Origin of the sequence: Mesorhizobium sp. M0778 (assembly GCF_040320105.1) — a bacterium.
Taxonomy (GTDB): Bacteria; Pseudomonadota; Alphaproteobacteria; order Rhizobiales; family Rhizobiaceae; genus Mesorhizobium.
This window is the reverse complement of the sequence record NZ_JAMYPA010000023.1, coordinates 82857-94890: the sequence shown is the minus strand read 5'-3', so window position 1 is coordinate 94890 and position 12034 is coordinate 82857. Positions and strand designations below refer to the sequence as shown.

At 63.9% G+C, this 12034-nt stretch carries 9 protein-coding genes and 1 pseudogene; 5 read left to right on the top strand and 5 right to left on the bottom strand.

Translation table 11 applies throughout. The annotated features are described in order from the left end of the window. Positions 1–91 precede the first annotated feature (91 nt). The 4 genes from NKI22_RS25920 (at position 92) to NKI22_RS25905 (ending at position 4907) form a co-directional block, all read left to right on the top strand. Positions 92–1396 (top strand): M24 family metallopeptidase, encoded by a 1305-nt coding sequence (locus tag NKI22_RS25920; protein ID WP_023718786.1) that lies wholly within the window; start codon positions 92–94, stop codon positions 1394–1396. 20 nt (positions 1397–1416) lie between these two features. After that, a complete protein-coding gene (locus tag NKI22_RS25915; protein ID WP_352481348.1) occupies positions 1417–2094 on the top strand; it encodes an isochorismatase family protein in 678 nt (225 codons plus the stop codon). 16 nt (positions 2095–2110) lie between these two features. Continuing rightward, a complete protein-coding gene (locus NKI22_RS25910) occupies positions 2111–3118 on the top strand; it encodes an alpha/beta hydrolase (RefSeq protein WP_352495422.1) in 1008 nt (335 codons plus the stop codon). A 148-nt stretch (positions 3119–3266) separates the two neighbouring features. Next, positions 3267–4907 carry an ABC transporter substrate-binding protein gene (locus NKI22_RS25905; protein ID WP_352939259.1) on the top strand — a complete coding sequence of 547 codons (1641 nt, stop codon included), beginning with the start codon at positions 3267–3269 and terminating at the stop codon, positions 4905–4907. Positions 4908–4934: 27 nt separating this feature from the next. On the opposite strand, the gene NKI22_RS25900 is transcribed toward NKI22_RS25905, so the two are convergent. Both NKI22_RS25900 and NKI22_RS25895 read right to left on the bottom strand, forming a co-directional pair. After that, positions 4935–6422 (bottom strand): pyridoxal phosphate-dependent decarboxylase family protein, encoded by a 1488-nt coding sequence (locus tag NKI22_RS25900; protein WP_352959153.1) that lies wholly within the window; start codon positions 6420–6422, stop codon positions 4935–4937. 25 nt (positions 6423–6447) lie between these two features. After that, positions 6448–7524, bottom strand: a complete 1077-nt coding sequence (locus tag NKI22_RS25895; protein ID WP_352959151.1) for a PLP-dependent cysteine synthase family protein — start codon at positions 7522–7524, stop codon at positions 6448–6450. 222 nt (positions 7525–7746) lie between these two features. Here NKI22_RS25895 and NKI22_RS25890 point away from each other — a divergent pair, with 222 nt between their 5' ends. Next, positions 7747–9780: a transcriptional regulator gene (locus tag NKI22_RS25890; protein ID WP_352815912.1), complete on the top strand. Its 2034-nt coding sequence runs from the start codon at positions 7747–7749 to the stop codon at positions 9778–9780. Positions 9781–9906: 126 nt separating this feature from the next. On the opposite strand, the gene NKI22_RS25885 is transcribed toward NKI22_RS25890, so the two are convergent. The 3 genes and pseudogenes from NKI22_RS25885 to NKI22_RS25875 form a co-directional block, all read right to left on the bottom strand. Continuing rightward, positions 9907–10125, bottom strand: coding sequence for a hypothetical protein (locus tag NKI22_RS25885; protein ID WP_031212349.1), 219 nt, complete (start codon positions 10123–10125; stop codon positions 9907–9909). A gap of 134 nt (positions 10126–10259) precedes the next feature. Continuing rightward, positions 10260–10935, bottom strand: a pseudogene (locus NKI22_RS25880) (L,D-transpeptidase). A gap of 11 nt (positions 10936–10946) precedes the next feature. After that, on the bottom strand, positions 10947–11918 hold the full coding sequence (locus NKI22_RS25875) for an ABC transporter substrate-binding protein (protein WP_352851325.1): 972 nt from the start codon (positions 11916–11918) through the stop codon (positions 10947–10949). Between the last annotated feature and the right edge of the window lie 116 nt (positions 11919–12034).

The following is a 12034-nucleotide window of genomic DNA, read 5'->3' as shown; positions in this document are numbered from 1 at the left end:
GCCTGTCTACGGCATCCAGCACAACATTTGCGGTTTTCCGCACAACGCCCGCACGTCCTTTGCTCCATGGTCTCGCTTCCAGGAGGCACCCATGAGCATCGTCGTTTTCGACCCCGACAGCACCGAGGACGTTGACTTCAAGGACCGCATGCGGCATCCGGCTGCGGCCGATCCGGCCGGCGGCATGTGGTTGTCGGATACCGAGCCGTCCTTCATCAATGCCGACGCGCTGCGCAAGGGGCGACTGGTCAAGCTGCGCGCGTGGATGCGCGAGGCCGGCTATGGCGGCGTCGTGCTGTTCGACCCCTACAACCAGCGCTACGCCACCGGCTCGCGCAACATGTTCGGCTATTTCCTGCGCAACTCGACGCGCTACTTCTTCATCCCGACCGAAGGGCCGATCGTGTTGTTCGAATATCCGCAGAGCTACCATGTCTCGATGGTGCTCGACACGATCGACGAGGCGCGGCCGTCGAAGCTGGTCTGGTCTTCGGTGTCGGGCCGTGACGACGAAACAGCCGGCCCGTTCGCCGATGAGATCGCCGAATTGCTCAAGGCGCATGGCGGCGGCTCGATGAAGCTCGGGCTCGACCGCTGCAGCCATCTGCAGGCACTGGCGTTGGAAAAGCGCGGCTGCGACGTCCGGGATTGCCAGGGCGAGATTTTGGCGGTGCGCGCGGTCAAGACGCCAGAGGAAGTAAAATGCCTGCAGGTGTCGATGGCTGGCGCCGAGGCTGCGGTCTATGCGGTGCGCGAGGCGATCAAGCCCGGCGTATCCGAAAACGAGTTGTTCGCCATCATGTATGGCGAGGTGATCCGCCAGGGCGGCGAATTCATCGAAACCCGTTTGCTGACCTCGGGCCAGCGCACCAACCCATGGTTCAATGAGGCGAGCGGCCGCAAGATCAGGCCGGGCGAACTTCTGGCGCTCGATACCGACACGATCGGCTGCTACGGCTATTATTCGGACTTTTCGCGCACCTTCCGCTGCGGCCCGGGCAAGCCGACCGATTATCAGAGATCGCTCTACCGCATGGCGCACGATCAGGTTCAGCACAACATCGGGGTCGTCAAGCCGGGCATGGCGTTTCGCGAGATTGCCGAAAAGGCCTGGAAGATCCCGGACCGCTTCGTCGACCAGCGCTACACCTCGGTCATGCACGGCGTCGGCATGCATGGCGAGACGCCGTTCATCGCGCATGCCATGGATTACGAGACCTATGGCCGCGACGGTGTCATCGTGCCCGGCATGGTGGTCAGCGTCGAAAGCTATATCGGCGAAAAGGGCGGCCGCGAGGGCGTCAAGCTGGAGGACGAGATCCTGATCACCGAGACCGGCACCGAACTCCTGTCGCGCTTTCCCTATGAGGACGATTTCCTTGACAGGCACGTTTGAGTGCTGACAGGCAGTTTTGCATGAAAAGCCCGATCTCGATCAAGCGCGGCAAGGCGGCGGCGGTGTTCATCGATCTCCAGGAGGAGCATCGGCGGGACAAGCGCTATCTGGTCGAAGGCTATGGCGACATTCTCGCCAACGTCCAGCGGCTGCAGCAGGCGGCTCGGGCCAACAATGTGCCCCTGTACCACTGGGCCTATATCGTCGATCTCGCCACGGCACGGCCGTTCCACCCGGTCGAGGCCAACGGCAAGTCGGCGTTTTCCGACAAGGACGATCCACTGACGGCGATCTGTCCGGAAGTGGGCCCGGCGACAGGCGAGACGATGCTGGTCAAGACCGATGCCAGCGCCTTCCGCGCGGGGCCTGCCGCCGAGCGGCTGAAGGCCGATGGCGTCGAGTGGCTGGTCGTTGCCGGCGTCTGGACCGAGGCCTGCATCGATGCCACCGTAAAGGACGCGGTGGCGCTCGGGTTTCGCGTGCTGCTGGTCAAGGATGCCTGCGGCAGCGGCAGCACGGCGATGCATCAGACGGCCATTCTCAATCTCGCCAACCGGCTCTATGGCGGCGCCGTCACCACCACCGACGGCGCCTGTCGGCTGCTGGCCGGCGAGACGGTCGAAGCCTGGCAGGTCGAGGGCTCGGTGCCATTGCGCTTCAGCTACGAAAACGCCGCCCGCCTCTACGCCGAGCTCTGAGCGGGACCGCGCCGCGATGATCACCGAGGCCGATCGACCAGAAACGACAGAGCGCGGAAAATACCAAACGCTGCTCGATCCGGAGCTGTGGGCCTATATCGACCGGGTCAATGAGTCGTATCCGCCCGAGATCGTCTACATGCCGATCGACAGGCAGCGGGCGGTCTATGACGCCATGTGCCGGGCGTTCCGCGAGCCCTATCCGTCCGGTGTCAAGGCCAGCGACAGCGCGGTTCCTGCCATTGACCATGCGATCCCGGTCCGGCGTTACCAGATGGCGGGCACGGCGCCACAAGCGATGGTCGTCTATTATCACGGCGGCGGCTTCGTCCTTGGCGGGCTCGACAGCCATGACGACATCTGCGCCGAGATTTGCGCCGGCACTGGCTTTCCCGTTCTGTCCGCAGACTACCGGCTGGCGCCCGAGCATCTGCATCCGGCGGCCTTCGAGGATGCGCTGGCCGTATTCGAATGGGCTGCGGCGACGACCGGCCTGCCGCTCGTACTCTGCGGTGAGAGTGCCGGCGGCAATCTTGCTGCCGCAGTGGCGCAGGCGACACGCCGCCATCCTCGCCATGCGATCGGCCAGGTGCTGATTTATCCCGAGCTCGGCGGTGACGAGCTAGACGGCCCCGAGCTGGACAGCAAAGAGCGCGCCGGCTCCTATGTCGAGCACGCAGAGGCGCCACTGCTGACATTGCGCGACGTCGAATTCTATCGGCATATCCGGGCAGGGAAGGGGCAGTCGCCGGAAGACCCGACATTTTCGCCGCTCGGCGATACGGACTTCTCTGGCCTGCCGCCGACCGTCGTCATCACTGCCGAATGCGACCCGCTGTCGGCTGACGGCAAGGCCTATCGCGATCGCATCCTTGCCGCCGGCGGCAAGGCATGGTGGCGCGAAGAGCCGCGGCTGGTGCACAGCTTCCTGCGCGCCCGCAAAACCGTACCGCGCGCCGGCCAGGCGTTTGAGCGCATAATCGCGGCAATAGCCGCGCTGGGCGGAGGTGATTGGCCTGAGTGACGCGGACCGTCCTCCAATCTCCACTGTCGCGGAACAGCGCACAACAACTGCGGAAACCCGAACACTGCTTCGGTCAGGCCAGCCCTATCATCACGCCACGTAAGGAGCCCGCATCCGCGATGCGCCGGCCCGACAGGGAGGATTTACGATGAAGTTCATGCTGACCGACCGGAAATTGCATCCGCAGGCGGAGCCCGTCGCCGATGGCTTCAAGAAAGGCCAGATGAACCGGCGCGAATATCTCGCCACCATGGCTGCGCTCGGCGTCAGCGCTGCCGGCGCGCTGGCGCTGGGCGGGCTTGCGCCGTCACCGGCCAGGGCCGAGGAACCGAAGCGCGGCGGCATCTTGCGTGTCGCCATGAACGTCAAGGGCTGGAAGGATCCGCGCACTTTCGACGGCGTCGAGATGTCCAACGTCGCCCGCCAGTGCAACGAATATCTGGTGCGCTGGAAGCGCGACTTCACCTTCGAGCCATGGCTGCTCGAGAGCTGGGAAACCAGCGACGACGCCCGCGTGCTGACGCTGCATGTCCGCAAGGGCATCACCTGGTCGAACGGCGACACCTTCAACGCCGACGACGTGATCCACAATCTGACGCGCTGGTGCGATGCGTCCGTCGCCGGCAATTCGGTCGCCGCGCGCATGGGCGCACTGGTCAACGCCGATACCAAGAAGGCCGTCGACGGCGGCATCGAGCGCGTCGACGATTTCATCGTCCGGCTCAATCTGCCCAAGCCCGACATTTCGCTGATCGCCGGCATGGCCGACTATCCGGCGCTGATCATGCACCGCAGCTATGAAGGCGACGGCGATCCGCTGAAGGCATTGGCGATCACTACCGGGCCTTGCGAACTCGTCGCATGGGACGCCGAGGTCGGCGCCGAAGTCCGCCGTAAGGACAAGCCATGGTGGAAGGGCGACTTCTACCTCGACGGCATCAAATGGGTCGACTACGGCTCCGATCCCAACGCCATGCTGTCGGCCTTCGAATCGGGCGAAGTAGATACCGACCACGAAACCGCCTCCGACACGGTTTCGCAGACCGACTCCATGGGCCTGAGCAATTCGGAAATCGCCACCGGTTCGACCATCGTCGCGCGTTTCAACATCGGCAATCCGCCCTATGACGACATCAAGGTGCGCCGCGCCGCCCAGCTCGCGGTCGACAACGCCGCCGTGCTGAAGATCGGCATGGACAATCGCGGCAAGCCTGCCGAGAACCATCACGTCGGGCCGATGCATCCCGAATATGCCGATATCGGCCCGGCCGTCCGCAACACCGATCAAGCCAAGGCCCTGCTCGCCGAGGCCGGCAAGGCCGACCACGAATATGAACTCATCTCAGTCGACGTCGACTGGCAGAAGAGCACCGGCGACGCCATCGCCGCGCAGATGCGCGAGGCCGGGCTGAAGATCAAGCGCACTGTGCTGCCGGCCGCGACGTTCTGGAACGATTGGAGCAAATATCCCTTCTCCTGCACGGAATGGCTCGGCCGGCCGCTCGGCGTCCAGGTGCTGGCGCTCGCTTATAAGTCTGGCGCCGCGTGGAACGAGAGCGCCTATGCCAATCCGGAGTTCGACACTCTGCTCGACAAGGCGCTGGCGATGCCTGATCCCGGCGCCCGCGAGGAGCTCATGGCCAAGATCGAACAGAATCTGCGCGATTCCGGCGTTATCATCCAGCCCTACTGGCGCTCGGTTTACCGCACCTACCGCAAGGGCGTCCATGGCTGCGAGCAGCACCAGTCGCTCGAGCAGCATTTCGAGAAGGTCTGGCTCGATGCCTAGTCTCGCCGCTCGAAAGAAAGGCCGGCGTTAGCCCGTCGCGCCCGTCGCTGAAATCTCCTGCCCGAGCCGCACCGTTTCCCGGATCAGCAGGTCAAGATCGTCGCGACGGGTGCGGTGGTTGTTGATCGCCACCCTGAGGCAATGCTGGCCATGCACTGTCGTGTCGGAAATGGCGGCGATGCCTTCTTCCTGCAGCCTCAGCATGATCTCGGTGTTGAGCGCGTTCTGCCTCTCTCCCGTCTGCCCGTCGCCGCGGTGGCGAAAACAAACGATGTTAATGTTCACCGGTGCCACCAGTTCGAGAGCCGGTTCCGCCTCGATCAGCGCGCTGAGATGATGTCCCTGCGCAATGTTCTGATCGATCAGCCGGCCGAACTTTTCGATGCCGTGCTCTCTCAGCGCCATCCACACCTTCAGCGCGCGGAAACCGCGTGACGTCTGCAAGCCGAAATCGTGCAGCCAGTGGCCGGAGGCGAGTCCGCGCGGGGTCGATTCCAGATATTCCGGCGTCACCGCGAACGTGCCGCGATGCGCGGAGGCATCCCTGATCAGCGCGCAGCCGACCTCGAATGGCGCGTGCAGCCATTTGTGCGGATCGAGCGCGATTGAGTGGGCGCGTTCAATGCCGGCAACGCGATGCGAATTGTCCGGCGCAATCGCAAGCAGGGCGCCGATGCACCCGTCGACATGGAACCACAGATCCTCTTGTGACGCCAGGTCTGCCAGCGCTTGCAGATCGTCGATCGCGCCGGTGTTCACCGTGCCGGCCGTGCCGATCACGCAGGCCGGCTTGAAGCCCGCGTTACGGTCCTCGACAATCGCCGCCCGCAACGCAGCGATGTCGATGCGCAGCCCCGCATCGCTCGGGATGCGACGCAGTGCCCGGTTGCCGAGGCCGAGCGCCTCCATCGCCTTGCGATGGCAGGAGTGAAGCTGGTCGGAGCCATAGAAACGCAGCGGCCTGTCGATGCCGGCAACACCGTGCTCGCGTATGTCGATGCCGGCCTTGGCGTTGCGCGCCACGGTCAGGCCGATAATGTTGGCCATCGATCCGCCGCTCACCAGCGTGCCGCTGGCCGATTGCGGAAAGCCCATCATGTCCTTGCACCAGTCGACGACCTGGTTGTCCATCAACGCGGCGGCATGGTTGCCGCCGCCGAGATTGGAGCCCTGGATCGCCGCCAGGAAATCGCCGAGCGCGCCGGTGAAATTGCTAGAGCCCATATACCAGGACCAGAAGCGCGGATGGATGTTGCCCATCGGATAGGGCATCAGCTTCCCTGTGACGTCGCCGTAGATTTCGGCCAGCGGAGCCGGCGAACGCGGCAGCGGCGCCGTGAAGAAAGTCCTCACATCAACTGGCATCTCCTGCCACACCGGACGCTCTCTGACATCGCGCAGGTAAGCGACGGCATCGTCGACGATCCGATGCGACAAGACCTGCACGTCGGCCCAGTTCGAGGGGTCAAGCGTTTCCTCGGTGGCCGTGACGGCCAATCCAGGCTTCGTGTCCATGCAGGCCGCTCCCGATGTGCCGCCGTCACGCCGGAAACTGGCAGCCGGGCGTCGACTGCGAAAGCGCAGTCTCCTCGGCGTCCATCTCGGCTTCGATGCCGTCGAACAGCGGTGTCGTCATGTAGCGTTCGCCAGTATCGGGCAGCATGCACAGGCCGGGCGCCGCCTTTTCCGCGATCTGCCGCGCCACCGCGAAGGTCGCTCCGCCGGAGATGCCGGTGAAAATCCCTTCCTTCTGCGCGAGCGCCTTGGCCCATTTCATGCCCTCGGGCCCGGCAATCGGCACCACCTCGTCATAGAGGCTGGCGTCGATCGCCTCCTGCAGCACGTCCGGAATGAAGTCGGACGTCCAGCCCTGGATCGGATGCGGCTCGAAGGCCGGATGGCTGGCGGCAGGCGCGCCACCGGCGCCGCGCTGCTGCGGCTTGCCGCTGCCGATCAGCTGCGCGTTGGCCGGTTCGGCGAGCACGATCCGGGTCTCCGGACGCTCCTGCCGCAGCACGCGCCCGACGCCGACGACGGTGCCGCCCGTGCCATAGCCGGTGACGAAGCAGTCGAGCCGCGAGCCGGCGAAATCGTTGATGATCTCGCGCGCCGTCGTCGCCTCGTGAATGGCGGCGTTGGCCTTGGTTTCGAACTGGCGGGCCAGGAACCAGCCATTGGCTTCGGCGAGCTCCACCGCCTTCTTGTACATGCCGAAACCCTTCTGGGCGCGCGGCGTCAGCACCACCTTGGCGCCCAGCATGCGCATCAGCTTGCGGCGTTCGATGGAAAAACTGTCGGCCATCGTCACCACCAGCGGATAACCCTTCTGGGCGCAGACCATGGCAAGGCCGATTCCGGTGTTGCCGCTGGTCGCCTCGACTACGGTCTGGCCCGGCTTCAGTGCGCCGCTGCGCTCGCCTTCCTCGATGATGTTGAGCGCCAGCCGGTCCTTCACCGAGGCGGCGGGATTGAAGAACTCGGCCTTCACATAGATCGTCGCATGATCCGGCCCGAGATTGTTGATGCGGATCACCGGCGTATCGCCGACCGTGTCGAGAATGCTGTCGAACAGGCGGCCGCGCCCGGCCGTGGTTCTGATTTTCTGTTGATGCAACATGTCGATCTCCTCGCTTCCTCGTTGTCTCTTGTCGTCACCGGCCGGTTACAGACCGGTGGCTTGGGCGGCGAGGTTTCGAGACCTTGCCGCGCTACATTTGCCTCCCGGCAATGTGGCCATGGCGGCATCCGGCGCGGAAATTCGCCGCCGGATGCACCGTGTCGCGTTTGGTGATAAAACAAAGGCCGACTGGCCAGCGTGGGAGCAGGCGTGGAAACGCACGTGGAATCCACCCGATCGAGCCTCGACGGCGAGGTGACCGGCCTTTCCGTGCGCCTGCTCGGCCCGCTGACGATCGCACGCAATGGTACCATCATCGCGCTTCCGAAGTCGCGCAAGCTGCGCGCGCTGTTCGCCTATCTGGCGCTGGCGCCGCATCCTGTCGGGCGCAGCCGCCTCTGCGAGCTTTTGTGGGATGTGCCGAACGACCCGCGCGGCGAGCTTCGCTGGTGTCTCAGCAAGCTTAGAGGCATGCTCGATGAACCCGATCGGCCCCGGATTGAGACGCAAGGTGACACGGTTGCGGTCGACCTGAACGGTGTATCCGTGGATGCCGTGGAGATTGCCTCCGCCGCGACGAAGGGAATAGAGACGCTCGAGCTCGAACGCCTGCTGGCGCTTTCCCGGCTGTTCCCCGGCGATTTCCTCGACGGGCTGGAGATCGACCGCAGCCCGCATTTCAACAGCTGGTTGACCGCTCAGCGCCGCCGCTTCAGCTCATGCCACGCGGCGGTGCTGCAACAGCTTGTCGAGCGTCTCCCCAGCGATTCCGATGACGTGTCCGCGCACCTCGAAAAATGGCTGGAGCTCGCTCCGTTCGACGGCCGTGTGCATCTGGCCTTGCTGACGAGGCTCGCCCAGCGCGGCCAGTTCGGCGCGGCCGAGGAGCATATTGCGGCCGCCGCACGGCACTTCCAGTCCGAAGATCTGGATTTCGGACCCGTTCGCGACGCATGGCGGGCAATCCGCTGTCAGCACGGCGCGTCATCATGGGTGCAGCCGGCCGTTCCGCTCTCGGTACCTCCTATCATGCTTGCCGATCCCAACGCCGCAACGTCGCGCAAGGCTTCGCTTGCGGTGATGCCGTTTATTGAACAGGCCGGCATCGGCGGCGTTCCTGGTGGCCCTCGCGGAGGGATTGCCGACGGCCTGACCCACGACATCATCACCCGCCTGGCCAAGCTCAGGGATTTCTTCGTCATCGCGCGCGGCTCGGTGTTTGCCTTGGCGGAGAAAAACATCGCGCCCGAAGATGCCGGGCGGCGGCTCAACGTCGACTATGTCGCCACGGGCATGGTGCGCTGCCAGGCGGGCCGCGTCACCGTTGCTGTCGAGCTGGTCGAAGTGCGCACCGCCAGGATAGTCTGGGCCGAGACGTTCGAGCGCAAGCCGGACGACATCTTTGCGGTGCTCGATGATATCGGCAACAGCATCGTCTCGTCGATCTCGGCCGAGATCGAGACGGTCGAGCGCAACCGCGCCATGCTGAAGGCGCCCAATTCGCTGAACGCCTGGGAGGCCTATCACCGCGGCCTGTGGCACATGTACCGCTTCACCCGCGCGGAAAACGAGCAGGCCCGGCATTTCTTCGACCTGGCCTTGAAGCTCGATCCTACCTTCGCCCGCGCTTATGCCGGGCTCTCCTTCACTCATTGGCAAAATGCCTTCCAGCGCTGGGGCGACCGCGATCAGGAGAGCGCCATGGCCTTCGAGGCAGCCGGCCAGAGCCTTCTCGTCGACGATCACAATCCGGCCGCGCATTGGGCCATGGGGCGGGCGCTGTGGCTGCGCGGCGAGCAGGACGGCTCCCTCATCGAGCTGGAACGCGCCGTCGACCTCAGCCCTAATTTCGCGCTTGGCCACTATGCCCTGTCTTTCGTCCACTCGCAGTCCGGCGACCCGAAGGCCGCGATCGGCTCATCCGACCATTCCAGGCATCTGAGCCCCTTCGATCCGCTGCTGTTCGGCATGCTGGGCGCCAGGGCGATGTCGCATGTCCGGCTCGGCCAGTTTGACGAAGCCGCCGAATGGGCGCTGAAAGCAGCCGCGCGTCCCAACGCCCATGCCATCATCCTGGCAATCGCCGCGCATTGCCTTGCGCTGGCGGGACGGCTGGACGAGGGTCAAGGTTTCGCCGCCGCGTTGCGCAAGACGCTGCCGAACTACTGCGCCGATGATTTCATCGGCACCTTCCGCTTCGAGCCGGACGCCGAGGCGCTGTTCCGGCAAGGCGCCAAGCGGATCGGGCTGAGGTGAAGCAGGCGCGGTTAGCCCGGGTTCTCTAAACCGCTCATCGCGGCTGGCCGCCCCCAAACATCGTAATGTCCGCAGCCCAAGGCGCCAATGGTCAGATCAGTCGCAAAATTCGTCGACCGGAGCGGATCAGACGGGCTCAACGGATTTGACATTGCCGTCGGTATCCACGAGGCAGCTTGTCTTCTTGCCGCTGGCATCGAGTTCGACCTGATAGGTCTTGGAATCGAGCTTGCTTGATGAAACCGGAAGTATCTTGGTGCTGTCGACGCCGCTGGCCTTGGCGACCGCATTGGCGCAAAGCAGCTGAAGGTCCGCCGGCGCCGTTTCGACCTTGGTCCTGGACATCTGGTCCTGCGGCGGCGGCGATGGCGCGCTGACGCAAGCGCCAAGGGCTCCAGCCAGGAATCCAATTGCTGTCGCCCGAATCGAAGTTCTCACTGCATTTTTTGCCGACATTGCTTGTCCCTCTCCGAATGCCCTCACACGCCTTTGTAAAGTGCCGCCCCCTGCATGAGGACGATGACCTTGGCCCCGACCTTGACGCGGGATGCGAGATCGACGATGTCGTCGTTCCTCATCCGGATACATCCCGACGACACGTCGAGCCCGATCGTCCAGGGCTCCGGGGTGCCGTGTATCCGGTAGATCGTGTCCTGGTCGCGCTCATAGAGGTAGAGCGCCCTTGCGCCGAGCGGGTTGTCCGGCCCCCCTTCATGCCTCCGGCATATTTCACCGCCTTTGGATCGCGAGCGACCATTTCGGCCGGAGGTGTCCAGGTCGGCCACTCCGCCATACGGCCGACGCGCACGATGCCGGCCCAGCCAAACCCCTCCCGGCCCACGCCGATACCATAGCGCATGGCCTGCTGACCCGGCTGCACAAGGTAGAGAAAGTGCTGGTTGCCATCGATGATGATCGTGCCCGGCACTTCCGCGGTGCGGAACTTGACCACTGCGGACGAAATGCCTCGGGCACTTCATTATGCGCGGCATAGTATTTGCGCGCCTTGGTGCGATCGTAGTCCACCCATTTGTGGGTTTTCGGGCCGAAAACCTGTGTTCCCGCAGCCAGCGCCGCCACCGCGACAAGACCGAACACTGCCGCGACAATTGCTGCAAGGGAGCTCCGCTGGAGAGTGGCGCGCCCAACGGTCATCAGATTTCGGGTCATGGATTTGCCCACCCGTGCACCCGGGCGCCTTGTGCGGCAACCCATTGTTTGGCGTATTCATAAGGATACTGACGCTCTACCTGGAGCGCATAACTCATCTTGGTGATTTCCTCGGGCTTCAGCTCGACCCGTTCCAGGAACGCCACCACCTTCGGATATTTTTTGCGCAGCGAGGTGGCGTAGGCGATATGGAAATTGGCGGTATCCCATGACACCGGCGCGCTGGAGTTCGAGACCCAGAGCGGGTCCTCTGACGGCAGTACGATCTTCCACTTTGCCGGGTCGAAGGGCGGCTCGGTAAGCCGGACAATGTCGCGCAGCTCAAACACGTAATGCGGCGCGTAGCAGGCAAACACCATCGGGTGATCCGTGGCGACCGCGGCATCGACAGCCGCCATTCCGGCATCCTCGGGCGTCTCCAGCAACGTCATTGTCTTGGCATAGCCATAGCTGTTGGCGCGGACGCGCTCGATAGCGGTTGAGGACCAACCCTCAGCGCCTATCCAGAGTTCGCCACGCCCGTCACCGTCGGTATCCAGCGCGGCGGTTTTCTTCGGGTCGCTGAGATCCGAAACGTCGTGAATTCCAAATTTGTCGGCTGCTTCACGCGTCGCGCATATGCCTTGCCAGGCCGGCACTCCAATGGGGCTGATGGCCACCGTGCCGGCCCCGTCCACATACTTCTTCACTAGATTATCCAGATTGGGCAGCCAGATTTCGGGATGAATATCCACCTCACCAGAATTGAGGCCGGCAAAGGCAATAAGCGTCCCCATCTCGCGCACATCGGCATCGAGCCCGAAATTTTCCTTCAGGCTGACCTTGAGGATATTTGCCGTCGCCTGGCCGGACGGCCAGTTCGGCATTGCAATGACGAGATCAGCCGCGTGGACCGGGATGTTTAGCGCCAGCATCGTCAATGCCGCCAGCGATACTTTCCGCAGGCACTGCCGAAATCGGTTGTGCATCTCTTCCCCCTCGCTTCGGTACTGAAATGAACCGGGACGGGAACAATCTGTCGCGGCAAGCACCGGATTGTGACACCAGCCCCATGTCTGACGGGCAACTGCTGAAGGTGCGGCAG